At 40.0% G+C, this 25,320-nt stretch carries 26 protein-coding genes; 15 read left to right on the forward strand and 11 right to left on the reverse strand.

The features are described 5' to 3' along the window. Positions 1-394: 394 nt before the first annotated feature. The 3 genes from O9323_RS14790 to purC all read right to left on the reverse strand — a co-directional run bounded on the left by O9323_RS14790 (position 395) and on the right by purC (position 2,985). The gene (locus tag O9323_RS14790) at positions 395-1,486 is read right to left on the reverse strand and encodes an ISAs1-like element ISMae8 family transposase (RefSeq protein ID WP_012267222.1); all 1,092 of its coding nucleotides are present in this window, start codon (positions 1,484-1,486) and stop codon (positions 395-397) included. A gap of 112 nt (positions 1,487-1,598) precedes the next feature. After that, complete coding sequence (gene coaE, locus O9323_RS14795; protein WP_002750201.1) at positions 1,599-2,198, reverse strand: dephospho-CoA kinase; 600 nt, start codon at positions 2,196-2,198, stop codon at positions 1,599-1,601. Between the two features lie 61 nt (positions 2,199-2,259). After that, a complete protein-coding gene (gene purC, locus O9323_RS14800; protein ID WP_002750199.1) occupies positions 2,260-2,985 on the reverse strand; it encodes a phosphoribosylaminoimidazolesuccinocarboxamide synthase in 726 nt (241 codons plus the stop codon). A 337-nt stretch (positions 2,986-3,322) separates the two neighbouring features. On the opposite strand from purC, the gene O9323_RS14805 reads away from it, so the two are divergent. Then, positions 3,323-3,619, forward strand: a complete 297-nt coding sequence (locus O9323_RS14805; protein WP_002776576.1) for a DUF7219 family protein — start codon at positions 3,323-3,325, stop codon at positions 3,617-3,619. A 261-nt stretch (positions 3,620-3,880) separates the two neighbouring features. Here the strand turns inward: O9323_RS14805 and thrS are convergent, their stop codons facing one another. Beyond that, the gene (gene thrS, locus O9323_RS14810) at positions 3,881-5,680 is read right to left on the reverse strand and encodes a threonine--tRNA ligase (RefSeq protein ID WP_002740114.1); all 1,800 of its coding nucleotides are present in this window, start codon (positions 5,678-5,680) and stop codon (positions 3,881-3,883) included. A 134-nt stretch (positions 5,681-5,814) separates the two neighbouring features. Between thrS and O9323_RS14815 the strand changes: the two genes are divergently transcribed. Further along, a complete protein-coding gene (locus O9323_RS14815) occupies positions 5,815-6,735 on the forward strand; it encodes a metal ABC transporter solute-binding protein, Zn/Mn family (protein ID WP_002750195.1) in 921 nt (306 codons plus the stop codon). 270 nt (positions 6,736-7,005) lie between these two features. Here O9323_RS14815 and O9323_RS14820 read toward each other — a convergent pair whose 3' ends face one another. Both O9323_RS14820 and O9323_RS14825 read right to left on the reverse strand, forming a co-directional pair. Next, on the reverse strand, positions 7,006-8,115 hold the full coding sequence (locus O9323_RS14820) for a CobW family GTP-binding protein (RefSeq protein WP_002750193.1): 1,110 nt from the start codon (positions 8,113-8,115) through the stop codon (positions 7,006-7,008). A 102-nt stretch (positions 8,116-8,217) separates the two neighbouring features. Further along, on the reverse strand, positions 8,218-8,655 hold the full coding sequence (locus O9323_RS14825; protein WP_002739965.1) for a DUF4079 domain-containing protein: 438 nt from the start codon (positions 8,653-8,655) through the stop codon (positions 8,218-8,220). Between the two features lie 4 nt (positions 8,656-8,659). On the opposite strand from O9323_RS14825, the gene O9323_RS14830 reads away from it, so the two are divergent. Next, positions 8,660-11,296, forward strand: coding sequence for a M1 family metallopeptidase (locus O9323_RS14830; protein ID WP_288125355.1), 2,637 nt, complete (start codon positions 8,660-8,662; stop codon positions 11,294-11,296). A 31-nt stretch (positions 11,297-11,327) separates the two neighbouring features. Here O9323_RS14830 and O9323_RS14835 read toward each other — a convergent pair whose 3' ends face one another. Next, positions 11,328-11,945, reverse strand: coding sequence for a 7-carboxy-7-deazaguanine synthase QueE (locus O9323_RS14835; RefSeq protein WP_024968899.1), 618 nt, complete (start codon positions 11,943-11,945; stop codon positions 11,328-11,330). On the opposite strand from O9323_RS14835, the gene O9323_RS14840 reads away from it, so the two are divergent. From O9323_RS14840 to O9323_RS14870, 7 genes are all read left to right on the forward strand, one after another. Beyond that, a complete protein-coding gene (locus tag O9323_RS14840; protein ID WP_002789277.1) occupies positions 11,922-12,479 on the forward strand; it encodes a Ycf51 family protein in 558 nt (185 codons plus the stop codon). The genes O9323_RS14835 and O9323_RS14840 overlap by 24 nt on opposite strands. Before the next feature lie 19 nt (positions 12,480-12,498). Beyond that, the gene (locus O9323_RS14845; protein ID WP_002750186.1) at positions 12,499-13,608 is read left to right on the forward strand and encodes an iron-containing alcohol dehydrogenase family protein; all 1,110 of its coding nucleotides are present in this window, start codon (positions 12,499-12,501) and stop codon (positions 13,606-13,608) included. A 171-nt stretch (positions 13,609-13,779) separates the two neighbouring features. After that, the gene (locus O9323_RS14850) at positions 13,780-13,989 is read left to right on the forward strand and encodes a type II toxin-antitoxin system HicB family antitoxin (RefSeq protein ID WP_002739801.1); all 210 of its coding nucleotides are present in this window, start codon (positions 13,780-13,782) and stop codon (positions 13,987-13,989) included. Positions 13,990-14,029: 40 nt separating this feature from the next. Beyond that, on the forward strand, positions 14,030-14,110 hold the full coding sequence (locus tag O9323_RS14855; protein ID WP_370445040.1) for a type II toxin-antitoxin system HigB family toxin: 81 nt from the start codon (positions 14,030-14,032) through the stop codon (positions 14,108-14,110). Positions 14,111-14,114: 4 nt separating this feature from the next. Next, positions 14,115-14,336 carry a hypothetical protein gene (locus O9323_RS14860; protein ID WP_002802456.1) on the forward strand — a complete coding sequence of 74 codons (222 nt, stop codon included), beginning with the start codon at positions 14,115-14,117 and terminating at the stop codon, positions 14,334-14,336. Between the two features lie 91 nt (positions 14,337-14,427). Continuing rightward, positions 14,428-14,727: a hypothetical protein gene (locus O9323_RS14865; RefSeq protein ID WP_002740048.1), complete on the forward strand. Its 300-nt coding sequence runs from the start codon at positions 14,428-14,430 to the stop codon at positions 14,725-14,727. A 1,526-nt stretch (positions 14,728-16,253) separates the two neighbouring features. Then, positions 16,254-17,171, forward strand: coding sequence for a hypothetical protein (locus O9323_RS14870; RefSeq protein ID WP_002740064.1), 918 nt, complete (start codon positions 16,254-16,256; stop codon positions 17,169-17,171). 67 nt (positions 17,172-17,238) lie between these two features. Here O9323_RS14870 and O9323_RS14875 read toward each other — a convergent pair whose 3' ends face one another. The 4 genes from O9323_RS14875 to O9323_RS14890 form a co-directional block, all read right to left on the reverse strand. After that, positions 17,239-18,105 (reverse strand): hypothetical protein, encoded by an 867-nt coding sequence (locus O9323_RS14875; protein WP_002739646.1) that lies wholly within the window; start codon positions 18,103-18,105, stop codon positions 17,239-17,241. An 18-nt stretch (positions 18,106-18,123) separates the two neighbouring features. Then, positions 18,124-18,768 carry a hypothetical protein gene (locus O9323_RS14880; RefSeq protein ID WP_002739853.1) on the reverse strand — a complete coding sequence of 215 codons (645 nt, stop codon included), beginning with the start codon at positions 18,766-18,768 and terminating at the stop codon, positions 18,124-18,126. 3 nt (positions 18,769-18,771) lie between these two features. Continuing rightward, positions 18,772-19,800 carry a GUN4 domain-containing protein gene (locus O9323_RS14885; protein ID WP_002750179.1) on the reverse strand — a complete coding sequence of 343 codons (1,029 nt, stop codon included), beginning with the start codon at positions 19,798-19,800 and terminating at the stop codon, positions 18,772-18,774. 73 nt (positions 19,801-19,873) lie between these two features. After that, a complete protein-coding gene (locus O9323_RS14890) occupies positions 19,874-21,082 on the reverse strand; it encodes a hypothetical protein (protein WP_002739520.1) in 1,209 nt (402 codons plus the stop codon). A 373-nt stretch (positions 21,083-21,455) separates the two neighbouring features. Between O9323_RS14890 and O9323_RS14895 the strand changes: the two genes are divergently transcribed. From O9323_RS14895 to O9323_RS14915, 5 genes are all read left to right on the forward strand, one after another. Then, positions 21,456-21,596 carry a hypothetical protein gene (locus O9323_RS14895; RefSeq protein WP_002740097.1) on the forward strand — a complete coding sequence of 47 codons (141 nt, stop codon included), beginning with the start codon at positions 21,456-21,458 and terminating at the stop codon, positions 21,594-21,596. Between the two features lie 352 nt (positions 21,597-21,948). Next, positions 21,949-23,082 (forward strand): HetZ-related protein 2, encoded by a 1,134-nt coding sequence (locus O9323_RS14900; RefSeq protein WP_288125356.1) that lies wholly within the window; start codon positions 21,949-21,951, stop codon positions 23,080-23,082. A 103-nt stretch (positions 23,083-23,185) separates the two neighbouring features. Then, on the forward strand, positions 23,186-23,344 hold the full coding sequence (locus O9323_RS14905) for a hypothetical protein (protein ID WP_172963128.1): 159 nt from the start codon (positions 23,186-23,188) through the stop codon (positions 23,342-23,344). 2 nt (positions 23,345-23,346) lie between these two features. Continuing rightward, positions 23,347-24,861, forward strand: coding sequence for a cryptochrome/photolyase family protein (locus tag O9323_RS14910; RefSeq protein WP_149107089.1), 1,515 nt, complete (start codon positions 23,347-23,349; stop codon positions 24,859-24,861). Between the two features lie 108 nt (positions 24,862-24,969). Further along, entirely contained in the window at positions 24,970-25,311 is a 342-nt protein-coding gene (locus O9323_RS14915; RefSeq protein ID WP_002750167.1) for a translation initiation factor, read from the forward strand. Positions 25,312-25,320: the final 9 nt, after the last annotated feature.

Raw genomic sequence — 25,320 nt, forward strand, 5'->3', positions numbered from 1 at the left:
CTTTCAAGACTCGGTTAACAATTTGTAATATTCCTTGTTGACACCCTTACTGACAAAGAAAAAACTGAAATCAAGTCAGGATAAGGGTTGGAGTGCTTACTGCAAAAATTGTTAAGAAAGATCCCTATAAGGGATAGCTTATTAAGGGGGGATTAAGGTAGGGTTGATTCATTTAAATTAAGTATAGCTGATTTTGAGTCAATAAATTTGATCGAGGATTCTCAAGTTTATCTTTTTCTAATCAAAAGAGTTAGTCATAATAACTAATCTTTAATCTTCTGCCAATATTTATTATGAATAGATTGATAAAGCCTGTTCCCAAGCCACTAAAAGCCTATCTCTCTTGAAATTGTCTGAGAGTACATCCTGTTAATTTAGCTAATTTTTCTGCTTCTTACGTCGATAAAACTATCAGTTTTTCCCAACGTTCAGCTAACCACCTCTGTCCCTCTGTTATTGAGAGAAAACCCAAACCTCTGAAAAGATTCAATCCTATAGTTGTGAGAATTGACCAATTGCTGGCCGCTTGAAAATCACTTATCTCGCTTTTATCTTCCTCAAAAATTACATCTTTTACCCAATGTAACTGATTTTCTATTTTCCAATGTCCTCGAATAATTTTAGCAAATACTTGAGCGGATTCGGTTAGGCTACTGATATAGTAAGCTGTTTCTTCATAGGTTTTATCCCCGCGACTACCCTTTCTTTCTACTTTAATAACTCTTCGCAGATTTTCAAACCCTTGTCTTTCATTTTTTCTCACTTTAAAAACTTCTATTTTTCTTGATATTTTTCGTCCATGACTATTATCTTGTTCAAGAAAGCAACTTTCTGGCTTTGAGGAATTACTCAGGTCTTGTATTCGCTTATAAAGATTTTTCTGATTTCCTTTAACGGTGATAACATAATCATTTTTAGTCTTGGCTATTAAGCTGATTGTTTTTTTCTGACAGTGTAAAGCATCGCCAGTAAAAACTTTATTTTGGAGAGAGCAATCCTCAATTATAGCTTGCCCTTCGTCGATTTCAGACCCTTTTTTGTTTTCGATTCTTTTTAAGTGTAATACTAATCCACTTTCTTGACTAAACAATGAGACAAACATGATAAAATTTTGTTGTTCATTATTAGGATTCTTTAGGGTGTTTTTGAGACTTTTTCCATCCATACCTAGCCAATTTATATCATCTCTTTGTCCATATTCTTCTAATGCCCATTCATTAAACATTTTTAACAAACTCTGCCAGTCAACTCCCATCATTACCCTTCTAATTGTTGAATAGGATGGGACTCTTTCTGGAATTATGTTAAATTCTTTACTCAGCCTGTGCCGATTATTTTTAGCAAACTCTCCTAGCTCTCTATAACCTGAGTATCCTAGCATCGTTCCCAGTATTATTACTACTAATACTATCCATAAAGGGTGTCTTTTTCCTTTATCTTTCCGAAAGTCCTTGACTTGTTTTAGTTTTTCTATTAAGCTCAACATATATTTGAAAGGTTGGCGGTCACTCCTCATTTTACCTGATAGTGATCGCTTTTACTTTTGATATTCTGATGGGAGAATGAAACAGCCCTAGGGATTAAGGGGGGATCTATCTTCAATTTAATTCTAACCAGCTACTTATAGCTCGATCGATCTGGGTATATAAAGCTTCTAAATCCCCGGAATTGTCCAAAACAATATCAGCTAAGGCAATTTTTTCGGCTAAAGGCATTTGATTATCAATCCGAGCGATCGCTTGTTCCCTAGTTAAGTTATTTCTAGTCATTAAGCGTTGAATTTGTTGCTCGAAACTGCAAGAAATCACCCAAATCTCTGTGACTAAATGGGTTAATTTGGCTTCAAACAATAAAGGGATAGAAAAAACAACTATCGGGGCTTCTAACTGCTCTAAATGCCGATTAAAACATTCTCTAACGTAGGGATGAATCTGACTTTCTAACCAGATTTTTTCCTGGGGATTATTAAAAATAATCTCTCCTAACTGTTGGCGATTAAGGGAATTATCCTCAGTTTTAACTTTTCTGCCATAACGCGCCAAAATTCTCTCTAAAATTGCCGAACCTTTTTCCACTGCTTCCCGGGCATAAATATCCGCATCAAGGACAGGAATTTTGTAGATATTTTCTAAATAATTGGAAACCGTGGATTTACCACAGGCTATTCCCCCTGTTAACCCGATAATTCTTCTTGACATAAATTATTAAATTGCTAATCTCAATTAAGGTGCGTTACGCGCTCGCTAACACACCCCACAGTTATAAACTCTCTATCTGTTGTAAAACTCTTGCTTGTACTTGTTGATAGGCAGTTTCCACATCTCCTAAATCGCGACGAAAACGATCCTTATCGAGAATACGCGCTTGGGCATCCTCTTGGGTTTTATCCCAGAGACGACAGGTATCGGGGCTAATTTCATCACCTAGATAAATTTTGCCCGTTTTATCAACTCCAAATTCTAACTTGAAATCGACGAGAATAATCTGGCACTTATCAAAAAATTCCTGTAGATATTGATTGATTTGCAGAGCTAAATCTCGTAACTGATTGACTTGCTCCTCGCTGGCAATATCAATCACTTTTATGCGATCGGTTGTTAACAAAGGATCGCCTAAAGCATCATCCTTGAGGTAAAATTCTACAAGAGGAAAAGGTAAAATTTTCCCCTCCTTTAATCCCGTTTGCTTGCACAAACTCCCGGCGGCGATATTTCTGACTACTACCTCCAAGGGAATGATTTTAATCGCCTTGACGCGCATTTCCCTAGAACTAGGGCGATCAATATAATGGGTAGGTATTCCTAGGGATTCTAACCATTGAAATAGGGCAGTGGAGACAGTACAGTTAATTTCCCCTTTACCGACAATTTGCCCGCGTTTTTGGGCATTAAAAGCGGTGGCATCGTCTTTGTAATAAGTAAGGAGAATATCGGGATCATCGGTTTGATAGAGAATTTTGGCCTTGCCTTCATAGAGTTTTTCCATAGTTATCATCCTCGGCAATTGATAAACGAAAATCGATGGTTAATCAGATAGCGGCGGCAGCAAATTTTGGCGATCAACCTAGATAAAAAATTTAGATCATCAGGGAGATGATTGTTGAGAAAAAATAATGTATAATTGCTGCTTAAAGATAACTGTCAACATTTTGCGACCGAATCTTAACCTATAACCAAAAAGTGTCACGATTTAAGTGTCAATTTTTGGCAAATCAGCCAAGTTTTTACTTAAATCCTCAATCATAGCCAACAACTGATATTATCTCCCATTACCATTACCGAAAAATCTAAAGAAATTCCGCAAAATTACCCGCCATCGCCCTATGAACCAGAATCCTCCTAACGATGATAACCCGAATCTCCCCGATCGCCGCAAGGAGAATTTTCTCTATCCTCGCGCCCCCTATTATGGAGAATTTAAGCCAGAAAACTTGCTATTTAACGCCAATTTACAGGAATTTGCCCAAAAAGTCAGTTTTATTTGTAATCTGGAAACCGGGGGCAAAATCAGTTCTCTAGAAGCCTACCAAAAAATTAAAGCCCTCTGGAAAGACTTAAAAGAGAGCAAAAAAGGCCTAGGCATTGGGGAAAACCCCTTTAAAAAAGATGATGATACCTAAAGGATAATCAGGAAAAATCGGGTGCATCTCAATTTTGTAGAAATATCTATATTACAGGGCGCACGCGGTGCGCCCCTACTATTGGCGCAATAATATTATTGTAGGGGCGAATTGCATTCGCCCTCTTTGAATAACTGCTGCTGCTCACCATAAGTGAGAGAAAGTCACAAATATCAGATGCACCCGAAAAATCTCCTGGGTTGATCAAAAATACTGGGACAGAAATATTTTCTGTCCCCATAGAATTAGATAAGCAAACGCTTAAAAATTACCGTGATTTTGGATGGCACTTTCTAATTTTGCCACCACTTCCTCGACGCTAATTACTCCTAAATCGCCCGTGGCACGGGTGCGAATACTTAAACTATTACCTTCCATTTCTTTTGCCCCCACCACTGCCATCACGGGAATTTTTGCGGTTTCAGCATTGCGAATCATTTTACCCAAACGTTCGCCACTGGTATCGGTTTCGGCCCGAATTCCTAACAACTGCATTTTCGCTGTCACCTCTTTAGCGTAATCCAATTGACTATCACTAACCGGTAATAATCGTATCTGGACAGGGGCTAACCAAAGAGGAAAATCCCCCGCGTATTCTTCGATTAAAATACCGATTAAACGTTCCAAAGAACCAAAAGGTGCGCGATGAATCATCACCGGACGTTTACGATTACCATCTTCGGCAACGTATTCTAATTCAAAACGTTCGGGTAAATTATAATCTACCTGTACCGTTCCTAACTGCCATTCTCTTTCGAGGGCATCTTGGAAAATAAAGTCTAATTTTGGACCATAAAAAGCCGCTTCTCCGGGGGCTTCAAAATAATCCATCCCCAAAGTTTGCACCGCTTTTCTAATCGCTGATTGTGCCTTTTCCCAAGCTTCATCGGAACCGATATACTTATCCGATTCGGGGTCACGAAAACTCAATCGCGCCTTAAAATTCTTTAATTGTAAACTCTTAAACACCGTCAAAATTAAATCAACAACGCTTAAAAATTCCTTGTCTAATTGTTCGGGAGTGACAAACAAATGGGAATCATCGACGGTAAAACCGCGAACTCTAGTTAACCCTCCCAATTCTCCCGATTGTTCGTAACGATAAACTGTCCCGAATTCAGCCAAACGCATCGGCAATTCCCGATAGGATCTCAAATCACTTTTATAGATTTGAATATGAAAAGGACAGTTCATCGGTTTGAGGACAAATCCTATTTCCTTACTAGCAGATTCCTCATCGTCCGCCATCATGGGAAACATATCTTCTTTGTACTTTTGCCAGTGACCGGAAATTTTAAACAAATCGACGCGAGCAATATGGGGAGTAACTACGGGTAAATAACCGCGTTTTAACTGTTCTTTTTTGAGAAAATCTTCTAACAAAGAACGAATTAAAGTTCCTTTCGGTGTCCATAAAGGCAATCCAGGACCGACAGAATCAGAGAAAATAAATAAACCTAATTCTTTGCCTAATTTGCGATGGTCCCGTTTCAGTGCTTCTTCCTTGCGGCGCTTGTATTCGGCTAATTGTTGGGGATTTTCCCATGCCGTGCCGTAAATGCGCTGTAATTGGGCTTTATTCTCATCCCCGCGCCAATAAGCACCCGCTACCGTCTCTAATTCGATCGCTTTCGGGTCTAGTTCACTTGTATTACTTAGGTGCGGACCGGCGCACAAATCCCACCAAGCGTCACCAAGATGATAAAGGGTGATGGGTTCTTGAATTCCCGCCAGAATTTCCAGCTTATAGGGTTCATTAATCGCTTTAATGCGCTTTTCCGCCTCTTCCCGAGAAACTTGCTCGCGAATCACCGGCAGTTTTTTATTGATAATTTTGACCATCTCTTTTTTGATGTCCTTGAGATCCTTATCGGTAAAAGGTTCCGGCACATCAAAATCGTAGTAAAATCCGGTTTCAGTCCAAGGCCCGATAGTAACTTGGGCTTTCGGGAATAATTTCTGCACCGCCATGGCCATAACATGGGAGGTGGTGTGACGAATGCGCTTGAGGTGGTCGGATTCGCTGGTTTTCGGTAGTTTAATCGGGGCTTGGTTATCCATATCTCTTCAATTTACACCTTCTCTATTCTCTATTTTAATGGTAAAAGGAGTCTTTAGTCAGGAAAAAAATCAAGATAGATATCAATGCCATTTACCCTCATCTCTAACCCCTAAACCCTCATCTCTATTTCTCGATGAAAAAACTAATTTTATCCTGTTTATTTTTGGTATTGGTTGCTTGTCATGCCTCGGTTAATACTACTGATAACCAAAAACCCAAGGTAATCTCCACTAGCACAATTATCGCCGATTTAACCGCACGAGTGGGCGGTGAAGAAATTGACCATCAAGACATTTTAAAACCCGGGGATGATCCCCACGTTTATGAACCAGTTCCCGCCGATAGTGTGGCTTTAGAAAAAGCCGATTTAATTCTCTATAACGGTTATAATCTCGAACCGGGGTTAATTAAAATGATCAATTCTACGGGAATTAAAGCTAAAAAAGTGGCTGTGGGAGAAGCAATCAAGCCTTTACAATTGGAAAAAGAGGGGCAGAAAGTCCCCGATCCCCACGTTTGGGGTTCAGCAAAAAATGGTATAATCATGGTGGAAAAAATCCGAGATCAATTGATTGAATTAAGTCCCGAAGATAAAGAGATTTTTACCCAAAATGCCGCCCAATTAATCGCAGAATTAGAAAATCTTGATCGCTGGATTACTGTGGCTATTGAAACTATCCCCCCTTCCCAAAGACAATTAGTCACCACTCATGACGCTTTTCAGTATTATGCTCATGCCTATGGTTTAAAAGTATCGGGAACTTTAATTGGTATTAGTACCGAAGAACAACCAAGCGCCCAAACGGTGAAAAATTTAGCCGATGCTATTAAAAATCTCAAGGTTGCTGCTATCTTTGCCGAGACGACTATTAATCCCGCTTTAATTACCACTGTAGCCGAAGAAGCGGGGGTGAAATTAGCACCACAACAATTATATTCTGATTCGATCGGCGCGGTGGGTACTAGGGGGGATAGTTATGTAAAAATGCTGAAAGAAAATACGCGCTCGATCGTGGAATCTTTAGGGGGAAAAGTACCTCAAGAAGGTCAATAGACCTCTTGTAAAAATCAAAAAATTGTCCTTAGAGTCAGGAGTTAGGAAGGCAGAAATACCGACAATCAGCAATTATCGGTGACTTTTAGATGATGACAAATGGATCAGCAGCTGCCTGTAAGCATCCCACCGAAAAGCTAATGCGCCGGGGGTTTGGGGGGTAGAACCCCCCAAAAGCTTGGATTGAGGGAAAAAATCGAAAGTAACGCCCGACTTTAGCAGAGAGTTTCCCCTTAAAAATCCCAACTTAGTAGATTTACAAAGCGGGGTTTATTTCCCAAATCCTTTACCGCGATTGACAGCAGGTAAACTGAGACAATTGTTAATCTGTTCTTTTAGGGTTTCATGATCGAGATTTTGACCGATAAGAACTAGCTGATTTTTGGGAGTACCTTTCCATTCGTCATCTTCGAGAGTGAAACGCTTACCACTGAGGTGGAAAATATGACGTTTAGGACTTTCATCAAACCAGAGAATACCCTTAGCGCGGAAAACGCTTTCTGGTAACTGATTATCGAGGAAATATTGGAACTTCCGAATCGAAAAAGGTTGGTCACTAGCAAAGGAAATAGAAGTAAATCCATCCACCTCTAAATGATTGGAATGGTCGTGATGATCATGATCGTGATCGTGATCGTGGTGGTGATCATGGTCGTGATCATGATCGCAATGCTCGTGATCGTGGTCGTGGTGATCATGGTCGTGGTGTTCTTCTTCTGTGTCGAAATATTTATCCGATTCAAATAGTCCGACGCTGAGAATTAAGGGTAAAGGGACTTGACTTTTGCTAGTGCGAAGAATTCTTGCTCCTTCCTTCATGTCCCGGATTCTTATTTCTAAAGAATCCACATCTGCTTCATCCACTAGATCGGTTTTATTGAGAACAATAATATCACCGTAGGTGATTTGACTTAAGGCCGCTTGCGAGTTGAATAAATCAAGACTAAAATTGGCACAATCCACCATAGTGACAATGGAATCTAAACGGGTCATTTCGCGTAATTCCGTCCCTAAAAAGGTTAAAGCTACCGGTAAAGGATCGGCTAATCCTGTGGTTTCTACGACTAAATAATCGATTTTTTCGGGACGTTCGAGAATTTTATAAACTGCTTGAATTAAATCCTCGTTAATCGTGCAGCAAATACAGCCATTATTTAATTCTACCATGCTGTCATCACTGCTGATAATCAGTTCGTTATCGATACCGATTTCACCGAATTCATTGACAAGAACAGCAGTTTTTAATCCCTGTTGATTGCTGAGAATATGATTGAGGAGAGTAGTCTTACCACTACCAAGAAACCCAGTAATAATTGTTACCGGTAGCCCTTTTTTTGGCACTGACATCGTGTTAATAGCTTGTGATTCGACGGTTTGCATAATGATTTGGGGGTGAGTATTCTGTCACTAAAAAGCGATTTTTCGGGATGAGATGGCTAGTTTTTCTTGATCAAACAGTCTCCACTCGATCGCCGACTATTTTTATTGTAGATATTTTTGGACCACATCCCATCCTGTTAGGGTAACAAAAAGAAAACCCAGAAACAATAAAAGATTAGTGCCGATGTGGAGAGACCGCGCTAGAGGTGGACGAGTTGTAATGTTCAGGCCGCTAATTGCGGAAACAAAAACCAGAAAAACCACCAATAAACCCGCTATCAGGTGGGAAGAGTGGCCTAAACTGCCATAATGACCGATTGTTCCCACTAATCCGATTCCCAGCAGAATTAAGACCAAAGCAACCATGATCAGGCCGCTGAGGAGATGAAAGGATCTTAACCATTTTGGTCGAGATTGGCCCGCGAGTCGTCGATAACCCATGTTTACCCCCGAAACCGCTAGTAAAAAATAGGCAAAGAGGGTAAATCCCATCGACCAAGCGGCAATTTTCCATAACCAGAGAAAGGAGGGGAGATTCATAGGGGTGGGATTATTGTTAGCAAGGAAAGGGACGACCGATCGTGTTAATTTAAGTTTACCGGACAAAAATCAGCAAGTTAGGGCTAATATGTCTCATCTCACCATCGACACGGAAAATAATCAGCGTCAACCCTTTGAGTTACCCGGGGCTAAACCCCATTATAACCCCGATCGACCCGGACAAGTTAATCATATTTTTCTCGATTTAATTATTGATATTCCCCGACAAAGTTTTCAGGGCAGCTGTCAGATTACCCTCACCCCCATTCGTCAGGGAATTAGCAGTTTAACTCTGGATGCGGTGGATCTAAATATTAATTCTGTGTTCATTGAAGGTATCAGTCAACCCTTTGACTATGATCGTTCTCTTCTGACCATTCATCTGCTACAACCCACCACCGATAAACCGATTATCCTGACGATTAACTATCAGGTTAAGCAACCGCAACGTGGATTATATTTTATCAGACCCGACGAATACTATCCCGATAAACCGATGCAAGTTTGGACCCAGGGAGAAGAGGAAGATTCTCGCTTTTGGTTTCCCTGTTTTGATTACCCTGGCCAATTAGTCACTTCTGAAATTCGGGTTAAAATTCCCCAACCCTATATGGCTATTTCTAACGGGGAATTAATCTCAGTGGAACCCGTTGGTGAAGACAGAATTTATCACTGGTCACAAAAGCAAATTCATCCTACCTATTTAATGACTCTTGCGGTGGGAGATTTTGCCGAATTATGCGACTCATGGAATGGTGTTCCTGTCACTTATTATGTGGAAAAAGGACGGGAAGAAGAGGGCCAAAGAAGTATGGGTAAAACTACCCGCATGATCGAGTTTTTTAGCCAAAAGTTTGGTTATCCCTATCCCTATCCCAAATACGCGCAAGTTTGTGTAGATGATTTTATTTTTGGTGGGATGGAAAATACTTCCACCACAATTTTAACTGATCGCTGTTTAATTGATCAAAGAGCCAGCATCGATCATACTTGGACAGAAAGCTTAGTTGCCCATGAATTAGCTCATCAATGGTTCGGTGATTTAGTGGTGATTAAACACTGGTCTCACGCTTGGATTAAAGAGGGAATGGCTTCCTATTCTGAGGTTTTATGGACAGAATCGGAATACGGAAAAGCTGATGCTAGTTATTATTTATTAGGGGAAGCAAGAAGTTATTTAGAAGAAGATACTTCCCGCTATCGTCGTCCGATTGTTACTCATGTTTATCGAGAAGCGATCGAACTTTATGATCGTCATCTCTACGAAAAAGGTGCTTGTGTTTATCACATGATCCGCTCTATTTTAGGGGAAGATTTATTCGCAAAAGCGATTCAGACTTTTGTGCGGGATAATGCCCATAAAACCGTAGAAACCGTGGACTTATTACGGGCGATCGAAAAAGCGACCGGGTACAATTTATTATTCCTCTTTGATCAGTACGTTTATCGCGGTGGTCATCCCGATTATAAGGTGGCCTACAGTTGGGACAATCAGAATAATTTAGCCCAATTAACTGTCACCCAAACCCAGGACGAAAAGGAACTATTCGACTTGAAAATTCCCGTCGCTTTTGCCTATCTCAACTCTGAGGATATTACCTACAATCTGCGGATTCACCAAAAAGAACAAAGTTTCTATTTTCCCCTAGCACAAAAGCCCGATTTTGTCAAGTTCGATCGGGGTAATAATTTCCTCAAAACCGTCACTCTTGAGTATCCCATAGGCGAATTAAAAGCGCAATTACAACAGGATCCCGATCCAATTTCCCGTATCTATGCAGCGACGGCCATTGCTAAAAAAGGCAGTTTAGAAGCGATCGAAGCTTTAGGGACATCCCTAGAAAATGAGCCTTTTTGGGGGGTGCGTGTGGAGGTTGCCAAACAGTTAGCAACTCTTGGTTTAGATCAGGCAGTTACTGCTTTAATTAAAGGTTTAAACGACGAAAAAGCACAAGTACGTCGGGCAGTTGTCGAGGGATTAAGTGAAATTAAAACCTTAGATAGTTATAACGCGCTTAAATCCCGATTAGAAGCTGGAGACGCTAGTTATTATGTGGAAGCGGCCACAGCGCGAGGATTAGGCTGCATGGCCGTGGGACAATTGCAAAATCAAGAAGGGGAAATTATTGACCTGCTCAATCATATTTTACAGTCAAGAAAGGGGTGGAATGAGGTAGTAAGAGCGGGTGCAATTGGCGGTTTAAGCCAGTTAAAAACCTCGCCGGCGGCTTTAGAGTCAATTTTGACCTACACGGCTTTAGGCACACCTCAACCCCTGAGATTAGGCGCTATCCGCGCTCTAGGAGCGATTTCTTCGGGACAAACCACGGATAAATTAACCGTAATTTTGGAACGTTTAGAAACCATTGCCAAGGAAACTTTTTTCTTGACACAAGTGGCAGTGTGTAACGCTTTAGGACAGATAGAAAATGCCAAAGCTATCGCTATTTTACAAGCTTTGAGCGATCGAACTCCCGATGGTCGCGTTCGTCGTGTAGCGGAGGAAGCAGTACAAAAAGTCCAGAAAAAATTAGGTTCCGACAAAGCAATTCAGGAAATTCGCGAGGAATTAGAAAAAATGAAACAGGAAAATCAGGAACTTAAAAGTCGTTTGACCAAATTAGAGGCGAAAAATAGTTAGTTAACCTGAGTTATCAGTTATCAGTTATCAGTTAGCGGACTCCTAAAAACTTATGGGTTTGGAGACTGAGACGCCATTGGGGATGCCGAAGAACATAATTAAAGACTAACTCTTTGCTTTCTGCTGTATTCCATTCGGGTTGTAGATATTTAATCACCCCTTCCGATAACTTACTTTCCTGCATAGCTGCCCAGTCTAAATCCTCTGGATGAGCCACGACAATTTTTAACTCATTTACCCGTGCATAAATACTAGGATCGGGCATTTTATAAGTTTTAGGAGAAAAAGTCACCCAATCGAAAACCCCAGTAAAAGGATGAGCGCCAGAAGTTTCTAAATGTACCCGTAAACCCTGATTTTTTAATTCCCTGGTTAAAGGATCAAGATTGTGCATCAAAGGTTCACCCCCGGTAATCACCACCATAGCGGGGTTAGCCCCTTTTGCCATCTCAACCAATTCCCCCAGGGATTTTTGGGGATAACGGTGGGCATTCCAAGACTCTTTTTGGTCGCACCAAGGACAATAGACATCGCAACCTCCCAAACGGAGGAAAAAAGCATTGCTTCCCGTCCAAAAGCCTTCGCCCTGCACAGAATGGAAAGTTTCGACAACAGGATAGGTACAATGGTTTATGCTAACCGTTTTCATAGAATTAGTATTATAGAAAATATGGACATTCCCCTGAACTTCGCCAAATACATCCAATGGTCTGGTATTGCCACGCTGGTTTTTTTGGTACTCACGATTATCGCTTTTCTCGTCGGTTGGGGAATCCGCTTTCGTCTCGTCGGTGTCACTAGCTTTATGGCTGTGTTGACGGTGGGAATTTTCGGTCTTGGGTTGGGACTGTTTACCCGCACAGAAATTCCGGGAGCGGTGAGATTCTCCCTTGTCTATGATAACGGAGCTAATCAAGCTGTTATCTCCCTGCCCAATACTGTTACTCCCGAGCAGGTGGAAGCAACCCTAAAACAAGCCGCTAGTGACTTGTTTTCCTCCGGTCGCGCCGGTGCTGGCGGTAATAATCAATTTATCATTAGCGCTCGCACTCTCGTTCATCCTCAGCCCGGTTTATCCGCTCCTTTGTACCTGGGACAGATTAAAAAATCCTTCTCCGCCCCGGGGGATAATACCCCTGAACTACAGCTTTTTCCCGAAAGTTTCGCTAAAATTAGCCAATAATCCTTGAGGTTGTCAAAAAATGTCCAATGCTGTCGCTGTTTTGCCCCTGTTAATCGCCCCCGCACAAGTGATTCGGGGTGACAATGCCCTAGAAGAATCCACCGGCAAGTTAGCGGATTTGGGCAAACGTCCCCTGGTGGTGGGCGGCGATCGCAATTTAGCTTTTTTGTCATCTCCCCTGAAAAATCTCACTCCTAGCTATCACAGTTACGCCCCCGATTGTTCGGAAAATTCCCTAGCATATTTAAAGGCATCTGTCAAGAGTCATGAGGCAGATTTTATCATCGGTGTGGGTGGCGGCAAGGCCCTCGATACGGCCAAATTACTCGCCCATCAGTGCCATTTGCCGATCGCCACGATTCCCACCTCCGCCGCTACCTGTGCCGCTTGGACAGCCCTATCTAACGTCTATTCCGACGCGGGGGCGTTTCTTTACGATCTGTCCCTAGCCCGTTGTCCGGATTTATTAATTCTCGATTACGGTATTATCCAAACTGCCCCGAAAAGAACCTTAATCGCCGGTATTGGCGATGCGATCGCTAAATGGTACGAGGCCTCCGTCAGTAGCGGTCATTCCACAGAAACCCTGATCATTGCCGCTGTCCAACAGGCCCGGGTTTTGCGGGATATTCTTTTCCAAAAATCCCCGGCAGCCCTGGAAAATATCGGCGGGGAGGACTGGAAACAGGTAGTGGATGCCACCGTTTTATTAGCCGGAGTAATTGGTGGTTTAGGGGGCGCTAATTGTCGTACCGTGGCCGCCCATGCAATTCATAATGGTTTAACCCATATTCCCGCTTGCCATCATGCCCTGCACGGGGAAAAAGTCGCCTACGGAATTCTCGCCCAATTGCGTCTAGAGGAAATAGTTTTGGGTAATCAATTGGCAGTATCGGCCCGGGGGCAACTAATCCAGTTTTATGAACAAATTGGTTTACCGAAATCCCTAGAGGATTTAGGATTAAGAGATGTTTCCCTTGCCCAATTGCGCCACGCGGCGGCAATTGCCTGTCAGCCTAATTCGGACATTCATCGTCTGCCTTTTACGGTTTCCCCCGAACAAGTTATGGCGGCCATGGTTTCCACTACCACTGCCGATACAATCGGGCAGAAAGTTAAGGCTAATTAAGGGCAATATTTTCGGGATTTATGGCTTTATCTGCTGCGGGTGAGTAGTGATTTTATTGTAGTGGTGATAGCTCAAATCTTTGCTTTGTTGGTCGAAATCCAGCGTTGATGTTCCTATTGGGACTCTTAAAAATATATGGCGACAAGCTCAAATTGAGGAGGACAAAATATAATGCGATATGCAGTTGTTATTGAAAAAGGAGAAAATAGCTACGGTGCTTATGTTCCCGATCTTCCCGGTTGTGTTGCGGTTGCAGAAACATTAGAAGAAGTTAAACAATTAATTGCTGAGGCAATAATTTTTCATTTGGAAGGCTTAAAAGAAGATGGATTAACTGTTCCTGAATCATTGTCGATCTGTGAGTATGTAGATGTAGCTTAGGGGGTTCCAAGGTGGAAATAAGATTAGACTAATAGCAGCGATTCATTACAATCGACAAAAAATTTATATTCGAGAAGTTTTAACTCATTCTGAATACGACAAAAACAAATGGAAGGAGTAAAAAAATGCCGACGATAGATATAGAGAAAACACGGCAAGCCTGGACAAACTTAAAGCCAATACTCTTTATACCCCGTAGCGAATCAGAATATGAACAATTAGTAATTATGTTAGATAATTTGATAGATGAAATAGGAGAAAATGAAAATCATCCTCTTGCTTCTTTAATGGAAATTTTGGGAATATTAATAGAAAATTATGAACAGGAAAATGTTCCCCAATTATAAATGGTAGGGGTGGTGCATTCCCAAATATTGGTTAACCTTGAAATTGTCATGTTTTCAGGGAACACACCCTAGGAAAGAATGCGATCGCCCTGTGAGAAAATATCTTACCCTCCTGATCGCCTACGAAACCGCCGGCGATCGAGAACGGGCGATATCAGCCCAACTGTCCAATCATGACCTCTTGACCAGGATTACCGAGATAGATTACCGTCTGGGCGGTTCATCCACCGAAACCTATCTAACAAGAATCGCCCAACGAGAACAGTTAGAGATTCAGTTGAACCGTTACCGTCTCGAACGGGAAACCGCTAAACGACAGCTTCTATCCCTGACGGGGTTTTCCACTCCCCAACCCGCCGGAGAAACTTCTAACGAGTCGATAGCTCTATAGACAGTCCATTAATTGCGTCGAATAATTGTAAATTTTTGTGGAGAAGTGCGGTCAGAACTAGAAATCTTAGCTAGTCTTTTAGAAGAGTTCCGTTATTTCAGCTTACTGTCATAAATTTAGTTAATGGGGTGATATACCGAAAGTTTCTACATATAGCAGTTTTCATCAGAATAAGGTATGGGCAAGGGTCTTAAACCCTTTGTTGGCAAAACTTGTCGATACCTCAGTAACGTGAAAAGTGCTATATCGTTACTCTGGAGAGTGTTGTACAGATATTCTCTCGTAAACCCCTGAACATTTACGCATTAAGGAGACTCTCGTGATTCCATATAAACCAAAACAACTGCCCCACGCGCTCAAGGTTTTGCGGCAGGCATTTCTAAGATGGATCGCAGTCGGTTTTAGCAGTGCAATTCTTGCTTCCTGTGGACTCCAAAATCAGACCAGCGGGTTGAGGTTGCTGGATACAGCGAAAAATCGAGTGACGAACGATTTGCAATCCAACGATTTGCAATCCGAACGAGGGGTGGACTACACCCGCCTGCGCGACCTGCTGAAGGAAGCGTACGTTGTAACTGTAACTAACATCGAGACGGGATCTCTGACGAGAGAGAGGAGTGAAAAAATCTTAAACGATTATCATTATCCAGCTCTTGACGAAACTCAAAAGGTAATTGCCCAGTCCGTGGGATTAGAATCGAGCTGCTACGAATCGAATCGAGCCAGAAAAGATCCGACGTGGTCTGCCCTTTGCCCGCGAGATAAATTACTGAACATACCCTGTACTGACCTCAATACCATAGAACGTCTGTGGACAAGCGGCAATCCGGAGCGCTCGCGCTCGGTGAGGGAAAGATGGATAGGCCCGCTACCGGAGCTAACGAGGGCTGCTATCTTCCACTCCTTGAAAACATGTAAACTATAGATTGCCATCGCCGTAGGGTGCGTTCCCTAATAGACATCTTCAAAAATTATAACCCAGTCACAGCTTGCTTTTAGCCTATATACTAATTAAGTAGTTCGATAGCTGAAATGTATATCTATCGTTGCTAATTCAATTTCACTGAAAAAATATGAGGCAATTAAAATAATTTTTATTCGGGTAGATTCCTTAACTAGAAAGACTTTTGGTCTTGAGATAATATTAGGTCGAGGTCTAATGCAAGTCCTACTGCTCCACCGATCGATTTTGGGTAACGCACCACGCACATTCTATCTCCCGATAGCGATCGCTAAGGGTCGAATAATTGTAAATTTTTGTCAAGAGGTGCGGTCAGATTGACGAATAGTTGTTATAACACCAGAAAACTCGTGTTATTTCAGCCTATTGTCAGGAATTTAGTTAAACAAGGTTTTTGGCAATGTGCTATGGCTAACACGCTTTTGGGTATGATATGGGGAAATTTTTCTTGCGATTGCACTAAAATAGATGGATATACAGAAAGTTGACCCATATCGTTACCGTAGAAAGTGTTATACAGAATAATGACAGACATTTATTTTTATTACAATTTAGGGTAAAACTTATGGTTTTGAAGGATGGTTTAAGTGATGATGAGTTTAAAAAATTGATTGAACGACTTTCCTATAGAAAACAGTATAATCAAGAGGTTATCACTCTTGATGCTGTTAAAGAGAGTCTTCAAGAACTAGGATTATCTGACTTGTTAATGGATAATGACATTGAGGAGGTTCGCAGACAAGTGAATAAAGAATTTAAAAAACAACAAAGAAAAAATTACCTAATATTTGCTTCTGTTTTATTAGTTTTAACTATTCCCTTATCTGCTTTTGGCGGCTATAAATTTAAGGAATGGATTTCCAGTTTTTTTCAGCAATCTAGCAATTCCGATTTAGTTCAGTTATCAGAAAAATTAAATACACTTGAGTCGGAAAACAAAGATTTGCAAAGAAAAATAAAAGAGCTTGAAGATGAAAATCAATCTTTAAAAGGTTCAAATGTACCCAGTCCCTCGGCTTCATTCGCACCTGATAATGAAACTGTGTCAGAGCCGTCTTCTTTTAATACGGATAAGATTGTTAAAGTCCAATCTTTAATTTTTCAGTTCAAAGAATGCCAAAGATCAGCAATTTCTTCAACACTTCAAAATATTAAGTGTTCTCTTTTGGTGACAAGTACACAAGATAAAAACAAGCTCTATATACACGGAAATTATAATTCTAACAATAGAAGTCGAATCATTGAGGATGGCAAAGAACTAATTGCAACCAAAGTGGATTTTGGCAGTAATTCTGGCACTTATCAAGCCGACAATATTTTGATTAAAGATACTCCTATTGAGGTTATTATTACTTTTGAAAACGTTCCACAAAGTATTAATAAAGTTGGGGTAATTGAAGTTAGTTCTTATCTAGAAAGTCCTGAATTTAATGATAATGTTAAGGCCGAATTTTATAATAAAACGTTATCAAGTTCTCAATAAGTTTACTGGAGGCCATCGTGCCAGTGAAACTCCAGTTCTCTACCTGATTATGGTTTAACTGTTTATCTCAGTCACTTAAAGTTTGTTTGATAATTTTCCTGAGTTCTTTCCATACTATTTCACCTCTGAAAAACTCCCAAGGTTTAGACTCTAACACTTCTTCGTAAAAATAAACTTGCTTTTCATTAAGAGTGTAAACAATTGGTACAATATACCATAGAAGATCTACCGTTTCTTCAAAGGGATTTGTCTCTGTAATTTGTTGTTTTGTTTTCTCATCTATGAAGTTTGTCATAGAGATAGAAAAACAAATATTTGTAGGTATCTTCAAGTTAAAAACAGTTTGTAAAATACTAGAAAAGTTAGAGTTTTTTTTGGCGTAATTGAAACAATTCGTTGCAAACTCTCTTAATGAGTTATCATTAACAGAAGAAAAATAGGAAAAGATAAAAAAAGCTTCTCCTCTCATTGGCAGACCACCAATTGATGTTTTAAAACTAGCTGCCTTAGCTACTTGTTTAAAAACTTTGCCATCATAGATAATATCATTGTAAATGGATGAGCAACCTTGACTGATAAGTTTTGGTTTGACTTTTACTAAGTATTTAGTGATGCAATCTTCGTTGCTATTGACGTAATCAAAGTTTTGATAAAGTGAATTCCTCGCTTTTCTTAGTGATTCACAGCCTGGATTTTCTTCACATAATTTGGTGAATACTTGTCGTAATTGCAGAATATTAAGAGAATTACATTGACAAATAAAGTCTTGAATGATAATCCGTAAAGTTTGTTCATTCCTCAAATTTGCTGTAGAAAATCCCCCTTCCCAAATGATAGCAATAAAAAGAGAAGGGTTAGATTCATAGAGAGAAATTAAATCTCTAATAATTTGATTTTTGAGAGAGCCTAAATAAGATTCAAAAGGAGTATTCATAAATTAAATGTTTAACTGCTATATTTGGTTTGAGGATTTTTCTTGTAGCAAAGCACTCACCAATTGCAAAACTTTACTATTTGGATTTTCTTTATGTAGTGCTTTAAATATTTTAAACTGATCGTTAAGTTTCAAAGTATAACAACGATTAATAAATTGAAAGACAATAACTTTGGGTGCTTGATTTTGAGGAATTGTTGCTAAAGGAAACCCTGCTGACCCAACAGTTGCTTTAAATAGTTCGCTATCTGCTCCGTAAAGTTCTGACAATTCCTTTACCAAAACATCTTTGGTCAAAAAACCAGCTTCCTCAAGTTTTTCCTTTTGTCGATCAAGTAAAAGTGAAAACTTATCTTCAAAATTTTCAGAATTTTGCAATAATTCTTGATTTTGCATAAGAATAGTAAAACAAAATTGTATTCCTAAAATAAATTGTTCTCGTAATTCTTTTATTTCAGTTTTTGTCTCAAAGATAGCATCAAGAGACTTACGAGTAAGGCTTTGACCTTCGGCAATCATTGCATCTAGTTTGGCCTCACGGGAGTTCTCTATTTGATCATCATAAAGACTCAAGACAAACTCAACAGGAACTCCAAATGGGCCTACTACGGAAGCAAGAGATTTGGCGATCGCTCGAAGGTAATTAGGTATTTTTTGAGACATAATTTAAAATTGTAATAAAGGAATACTGATTACTTTTTGCTGGAGAACTGAAATAAAAGTATCTTCGGCAAAATGTTTGTCACCTAAATTCAATGTCCAAGCACTAAAATGGAAGTCTCTCATTTGCTTTTCTGTGGGATATGCTTTTTTCCCCTGTAGCCAAGGTAAATGACCGATTGGAGCGTCCAAATGCCAAGTCAGATCATTGTAACCTAACCACCGTCCATTTTTTCGCCATCCGACACGATTCGCAAAAGCATAGTAATCTTCCCCTTCTTGTTCATAGATACGAGCTTGAGTGGACAAACCAAATTTGTTGTGGCTATACTTTTTCCAAAGATTATCAAGAATAATTAAGTCATTATCAGATATTCTTTTAAGTTCAGTTGATGATAAGGCCTCATTGGGAATTTTTACAACAGAAAAATGAGAGGTTGATGTAAATTCTGGTTTATCGGTAGCTTTATAAAGAAGCCTGATCGTTTCCTGATCAGCTTCTAGCCAACTTTGTGCTTCTAGGAGTTGGCGAAGTTTGCTATAGCTAACCCCTTTATCAGAAATCAACTTATCTCTGTTTAAAAAATCATTTACGCTTTTTTGATCTTTAAATTTAAGCGTTGTTTTTTCTGACAAGTGAGGTAAAAGAGCTTCAATAATTGTATCTGCATTGCCGTTCCAAGTTTGGTATAGTTTATCATTGAGTAACGGTAAACTTTCTAATACCTTTTGTTTTTGTTTATTATCTGAAAATAAGGGAAGTACCTTAGTTTGGTCGGAATAAATTTCCTGATTGAGGACGGCAAAAAGCTCTCGCTTAGGAAAATTTTTGTTTAGAAAAGCTTCGCTCAAGACAACGATCACAAAACGAGAGATTCTTAAACCCTCATTTACTTTGGCTGTAATACTATCTCCCCATTTAATTTCAGCCCGATCATACCAAAAAGTAATGTCAGCTTTTTCTAAGCCTGAAACTAAAGGTTCCACAATCAGGAGTTTGTCTTCACTGGTATGACAAATAAATACGTCTTTCATAGTCTCTTTTACAAATGATTCTGGATTATTCAATTAGAAAAAAAATTGTTAACAGATAACGAATTAGATTGCTTTAAGCTTCTGATTCAGCCTCCTGTTTTATGTCAGAGTTTGATAGGTTTTTTGAGAAAATCCATAATAAACCTAAGATTATTGCCAAACTTATCAAGAAAATGACGACTCCCATTATTAGTTGTGAGCTTAGATAATTATTCGATACAAAAGCAATACTTGATGGTATGTTATAACTTCTATGATGAGAGAGACTATCCTCAACAGGAACCTCAATTAAAACAGACTTTGATGAGCCATCAAAAGCTGATTGATTAATTTGGAAAAATTTAGAATATCGCAATACCCAAAAAAGTGAATTCTTATTATTAGTCATACTGGTTACACCAGTCCCATATTTAGGCTCAGCAATCATTGATGGATTTTGTCCATCAAAATCAGAACGAACAATTCCGTCGCCATAATTAGGATTAAGTAAACCAATAGTAAAGTATAAAAACTTACCATCTGTTAATAAAGTATCCTCATAATTATTAATGGACAAAACTCCTTCACCTGTCCAGTTTCGTAAAATCGACAGTGCATCAATGGCTAATAAAACGGGATTGCTTATTTCTATTTTTAATAGAAGTTCGGTTGGCTTCCCGAAGCCGCCAGATTGATTACGAAGATTGCCGTCAATATGTGTATAAATAAATTTTCCATCTGTTGTTAAATGTTTTATCTGAGGCTTAAATGTTGTAGATTCATAGGGAAATTCAAAAAGCATGGAAAAATTATCCCCGTTGATATCTGATCTATAAATAAAAGGCTTTCCCTCTAAATTTTGTCCTAACCAAAAAAGAAACTTCCCGTCTGTCGTTAAAGAACTAGGAAGCCATCGTACTATTTGAGACCCGGCTTTTTGAGAAAGATCAACAACAACAGATGGTTTAGAACTATCAATGTCCATCTTATAAACATACATGGAAATGTTATTGTCATTACCTTCTTTAAACTCATAATCATAATCCAGCCAAAAAATAGATTTCCCACTACTAACCAGATTGATTCCTGTCTCATATTTCTCCTCAATATTAAATGTTTTTGGAATATCAAGAAATATAGATGGTTCAGTGTTATTACTTCTTAAAATATAAAATATGTCTTCTTTTTTCGTCGTCCAAATTAAATTACCTTCCTTTAGTTGTCCAAAAGCAGGGTACGCAGTTATAACTAGCGACAGTATGAAGATGAATAAAATAGTCAGTAATCTTAGTGTTTTTTTCATATTTAAGCCAGATGCGAATCAATTTAGCTTTCTTGGGTTTCTTGTGATCTATAGCTTTTCAAATGGAGTCTGGACAAGGCTTTCATGGCTTAGTTACCCAAGAAACTGTTCACAATACCCTTTGTCACAAATCGCCGAGAAGAACGTTACTGAGCGTTCGGTCGAACCGTAATCAAACTTAAGGACTTAACCTCCGCATCCGCATGAATGGCTCACTGAAAAAACCTATCCTTATAATATTCCATCACCCCCTAAGCGATCAAGTCCTTACACCGAAGATTGTGTTCTATAGTCATTTCAATTAAGATTGAGAATATTAATGCCAGAGTTCATAAGGGTTTAACTGGTCTAGAGTGTATCAGACTTATCTGAAATGACTATAATTCGCTTCTTATATAACACTTGCCGATTCCTCGCCGAACATTTCTCAGGCAACTTCGCCAGTTGGCTGCTGAAAGAGACTGTCATGATGGCGAAACTCAAACCATCGGAACTTTCCCTCGATCCGATTTGAGCCGATGCGATGATTGTACTCTAATCCGAGGATTCTATTCTTCACATCCAGTTCCAAACGTTGCCAAAGGAGGAAATCCCATTTCGGATGTTAGATTGCCGAGTTCGAGGTTTGCAGGGCTTGCTTTAGGGTGGCTCTTCGTTACTTGGTATGGTTTGATCGGGGGGCATAAATCGACTAAATCCTTATCTGGCAAAAGACTTAATTGATTAGTTCGTTCTAGTCGGGTGTTGGGTAAAATCGGTGCGATCGGCTTTCTCCATGGCTCAGGTTTTAGCATATATCGTGTAAATGCGCTAATATTCAAACTAAAGCCGTCCTAAAAAGACGGGGTTTGGAACTCAATTTTTCGATGACGACAATAATCGACGAGTTAAGGCAACAATGGCAAGATCGCCTCTCTCAAACAGAGGATTCCTTAACCGATCGCCAACGGGATACCATTATCAATTGGTTACTCGGTGAAGATAGCCAACGTTGGGAAACTTTAGACGAGAGAGATTTAGAAATCGCTAAACGGGGATTAGTCTATCTTTGGCAAATTCTGCGGCAACGCTATCTGAAAGTTAATCCCACCCGCGCCTATCGTAACCTGATCGATCGTCTCGGTGCTTGTGTCACTCTCCGGCAAAAAATTCGCACTTGGGTTTCCTTAAGTCGCGATCGTCGGCAAGCGGTGGCCGATGTCTTGCAAGAAATTATTCAAGAAATGTTAAATAGCGATCGCTATCTGCAATCCCAGTTAGCATGGATCGCTCGTTGTACCAACGATCAAGCTACTCGTGATCAGCTGCTGTTAGCCACCCTAGAGGAATACGCTCTGCGTCCGATCCGCAATCAACCCCTGTTAGCCTATCGTTTTGTTAATTATCTCCGTCGTCAATCGAGAAGCGGTATTACTAACGTGCCGCAGCAAGAAATGATCCGGATTCTCTCCGATGAAATTAGTGGCGATGAGGGGGAAACTAGCTTAAGTTTACTGGATCAAAATGCGATCGCCACCTACGAAGATCAACGCACTTGTCAAGAAGCGCAAATTCAACGGGCAAAAGTTCAAGAGAGTTTTGCCAAGTATCTAGGGGAAAATGTTAGTCGGGAGGCGGTGACTTGGTTTAACCTCTATCTAGGAGGCGAAAGCCAAGATGAGATCGCCTTGGCGATGAATATTCCCGTCCAACGGATCTATCGTCTCCGGGAAAAAGTTGGCTATCATGCGATTAAGGTTTTTGCCCTCAAGGAAGGGACAGAATTAATCGCTGAATGGTTAGAAATCAGCCCGAAAGAGCATAATTTTGGCTTAACTCTCAGTCAATGGCAAAGTTACTATGCTGGCCTTTCTCCCACGGGTAAAAGCGTTATCGATGGCTTAAAAGCGGGTAAAACCCTTGAGGAAATCGCTGGCGAATTAAACTGTAAACGCACGCAAGTGGTCAAAGAATGGACGAAACTTTATCTAAGCGCCCAAAGTCTCAGGACAAAAACCTAATCAGTTATCAGTTATCAGTTATCAGTTATCAGTTCACTGAGAAAACACCCCACACCCCACACCCCACTTCCCATCCCCTTTTTGATTTTTGACTTCAAGAAATATGTGGATTATTAGCAAAAAAGTCGGGGTATTTACCCATTATTTAACCTCTGCGGGTACATTTACCCCCAGCATCGACAAAGCCAGTAAATTTTCTGCTCGGGAAATGGCGGATATTATGGCTAAAAAATACGGGGGAATAGTCGAGGCAATGAAATAATTATGACCATTGGTATTTGGATTTTAGGTGATCAATTATGGACAGGACAAGCGGCCTTAGCTAATCGTCAAGCCTATGCACAGGAAACGCCGGTTATTTTAATTGAATCCCACAATCATATTCGACAAAGACCCTATCATCAGCAAAAATTAGTTTTAATCTGGTCGGCGATGCGTCATTTTGCCGAAGAATTAAAAACTTTAGGATGGTCTGTAACCTACGAAGTTACTGAAGATTTTGAGCTGATTTTATCTGCTTGGATTAAACGATTAGGTATTAAAGAATTACAGATTATGATGCCTAATAATTTGCCTTTTCTTAGATTAATTAAAAATCTCAATTTAGACTGTGTTATAACCCTAATTGATAATAATCACTTTCTCTGGACTAGGACAGATTTTAATAATTGGGCTAAATCTCGTAAAAGACTATTACTAGAGGATTTCTATCGAGAAAGTCGCAAAAAATGGCAGATTTTAATCGAGGATAATCAACCCATAGGAGGACAATGGAACTTTGATAAACAAAACCGCAAACCGCCCAAGGATGGATTAAAAACTGCTGCTCCTCTTTGGTTTGAACCCGATGAAATTACCCTTCAGGTTATCGCTGATGTGGAAGCTTTAGATATTCCTAAATATGGAAAAATCAAACCTTTTCCCTGGGCAGTAAACCGCAGACAAGCTTTACAGGTTTTGGAGCATTTTATTACTAATTGTCTGCCCAACTTTGGACCCTACCAAGATGCGATGGTAACGGGAGAAGAAACCCTCTGGCATTCCCTATTATCTCCCTATCTTAATCTAGGATTACTAACGCCGTTGGAAGTGATTCAAGGGGCAGAAATTGCCTATAAAAAAGATAATTTAGCCCTAAATAGCATCGAAGGATTTATCCGTCAGGTGTTGGGATGGCGGGAATATATGCAGGGGATTTATCATTATTTGGGAGAAGATTACGCTAATCATAATTGGTTTGAGCATCAACAACCCTTACCGGCTTTCTTTTGGGATAGTAACCAAACCGAGATGAATTGCCTCAAACAAGTATTATCACAGGTGGAAAATACTGGTTATGCCCATCATATTCAAAGATTAATGATTTTGAGCAATTTTGCCTTAATTTTTGGTTGCTCTCCCCAAGAGATTGAAAACTGGTTTCATAGTGTTTTTATCGATGCCTACGATTGGGTAATGCAGACTAATGTACTGGGAATGGGACAATTTGCCGATGGGGGAATTCTCGCTTCTAAACCCTACGCTTCCTCGGCCAACTATATTGATAAAATGAGTGATTATTGTCGGGGTTGTCTGTATAAAAAAAATGAACGAGTCGGGGATTTAGCCTGTCCTTTTAACTTTCTTTACTGGGATTTTTTGGCACGACATCGAGAAAAATTAAAATCCCAAGGTCGAGTTAATATGATTTTAGGTCATCTCGATCGAATGTCGGCAGCTGAACTTAATCAAATGCGCTGCCAGTCCAACCAATTAAGAGCTATCAGCAGTCAGCTTTGAATCAGTTATCAGTTATCAGTTATCAGATGCTGGTTTTCAGTTCACTGATTACTGTTTACTGTTTACTGGTCACTGAAAAACCCCCAAACCCAGTATGATAATTGCTATATGAGTAAATCTAAGGAAAAAAACCGGATTGCCTATCAGGAATTTGGAGATAAAAGCAATTCTCAAGCTTTTGAGCGTTCCATCCCTGAATTACCCCCAAATCAGCAGAATTTGCGAGTACAAACCTCCCGCTCTGGTCGTGCGGGAAAAACCGTTACCATGGTTACAGGTTTTCAATGCCAAACCGAAACTCTGACGAAATTATTAAAACAGTTAAAAACTGCTTGCGGAACGGGTGGTACAGTGAAAGAAAATGCCATTGAGATCCAAGGAGATCATCGCCAAAAAATTCTACAAATTCTCATTGAATCGGGTTACAAAGCCAAAATTAGCGGAGGATAGCTTAAAATC

The sequence above is a fragment of the Microcystis sp. LE19-131.1A genome, from assembly GCF_027532015.1.
Classification (GTDB): Bacteria; Cyanobacteriota; Cyanobacteriia; order Cyanobacteriales; family Microcystaceae; genus Microcystis; species Microcystis ichthyoblabe_A.

What these genes read in the sequence shown, in the direction of transcription:
- O9323_RS14835 (WP_024968899.1), bottom strand. Translation starts at nt 11,945, where the DNA reads ATGAAAACGGTTAGCATAAACCATTGTACCTATCCTGTTGTCGAAACT.
- O9323_RS14815 (WP_002750195.1), top strand. Translation starts at nt 5,815, where the DNA reads ATGAAAAAACTAATTTTATCCTGTTTATTTTTGGTATTGGTTGCTTGT.
- O9323_RS14885 (WP_002750179.1), bottom strand. Translation starts at nt 19,800, where the DNA reads ATGAAAGACGTATTTATTTGTCATACCAGTGAAGACAAACTCCTGATT.
- O9323_RS14905 (WP_172963128.1), top strand. Translation starts at nt 23,186, where the DNA reads ATGTGGATTATTAGCAAAAAAGTCGGGGTATTTACCCATTATTTAACC.
- O9323_RS14880 (WP_002739853.1), bottom strand. Translation starts at nt 18,768, where the DNA reads ATGTCTCAAAAAATACCTAATTACCTTCGAGCGATCGCCAAATCTCTT.
- O9323_RS14845 (WP_002750186.1), top strand. Translation starts at nt 12,499, where the DNA reads ATGTCCAATGCTGTCGCTGTTTTGCCCCTGTTAATCGCCCCCGCACAA.
- O9323_RS14870 (WP_002740064.1), top strand. Translation starts at nt 16,254, where the DNA reads ATGGTTTTGAAGGATGGTTTAAGTGATGATGAGTTTAAAAAATTGATT.
- O9323_RS14825 (WP_002739965.1), bottom strand. Translation starts at nt 8,655, where the DNA reads ATGAATCTCCCCTCCTTTCTCTGGTTATGGAAAATTGCCGCTTGGTCG.
- O9323_RS14875 (WP_002739646.1), bottom strand. Translation starts at nt 18,105, where the DNA reads ATGAATACTCCTTTTGAATCTTATTTAGGCTCTCTCAAAAATCAAATT.
- O9323_RS14805 (WP_002776576.1), top strand. Translation starts at nt 3,323, where the DNA reads ATGAACCAGAATCCTCCTAACGATGATAACCCGAATCTCCCCGATCGC.
- O9323_RS14890 (WP_002739520.1), bottom strand. Translation starts at nt 21,082, where the DNA reads ATGAAAAAAACACTAAGATTACTGACTATTTTATTCATCTTCATACTG.
- O9323_RS14915 (WP_002750167.1), top strand. Translation starts at nt 24,970, where the DNA reads ATGAGTAAATCTAAGGAAAAAAACCGGATTGCCTATCAGGAATTTGGA.
- coaE (WP_002750201.1), bottom strand. Translation starts at nt 2,198, where the DNA reads ATGTCAAGAAGAATTATCGGGTTAACAGGGGGAATAGCCTGTGGTAAA.
- O9323_RS14910 (WP_149107089.1), top strand. Translation starts at nt 23,347, where the DNA reads ATGACCATTGGTATTTGGATTTTAGGTGATCAATTATGGACAGGACAA.
- O9323_RS14900 (WP_288125356.1), top strand. Translation starts at nt 21,949, where the DNA reads ATGACGACAATAATCGACGAGTTAAGGCAACAATGGCAAGATCGCCTC.
- thrS (WP_002740114.1), bottom strand. Translation starts at nt 5,680, where the DNA reads ATGGATAACCAAGCCCCGATTAAACTACCGAAAACCAGCGAATCCGAC.
- purC (WP_002750199.1), bottom strand. Translation starts at nt 2,985, where the DNA reads ATGGAAAAACTCTATGAAGGCAAGGCCAAAATTCTCTATCAAACCGAT.
- O9323_RS14840 (WP_002789277.1), top strand. Translation starts at nt 11,922, where the DNA reads ATGGTTTATGCTAACCGTTTTCATAGAATTAGTATTATAGAAAATATG.
- O9323_RS14850 (WP_002739801.1), top strand. Translation starts at nt 13,780, where the DNA reads ATGCGATATGCAGTTGTTATTGAAAAAGGAGAAAATAGCTACGGTGCT.
- O9323_RS14895 (WP_002740097.1), top strand. Translation starts at nt 21,456, where the DNA reads ATGACTATAATTCGCTTCTTATATAACACTTGCCGATTCCTCGCCGAA.
- O9323_RS14860 (WP_002802456.1), top strand. Translation starts at nt 14,115, where the DNA reads ATGCCGACGATAGATATAGAGAAAACACGGCAAGCCTGGACAAACTTA.
- O9323_RS14790 (WP_012267222.1), bottom strand. Translation starts at nt 1,486, where the DNA reads ATGTTGAGCTTAATAGAAAAACTAAAACAAGTCAAGGACTTTCGGAAA.
- O9323_RS14820 (WP_002750193.1), bottom strand. Translation starts at nt 8,115, where the DNA reads ATGCAAACCGTCGAATCACAAGCTATTAACACGATGTCAGTGCCAAAA.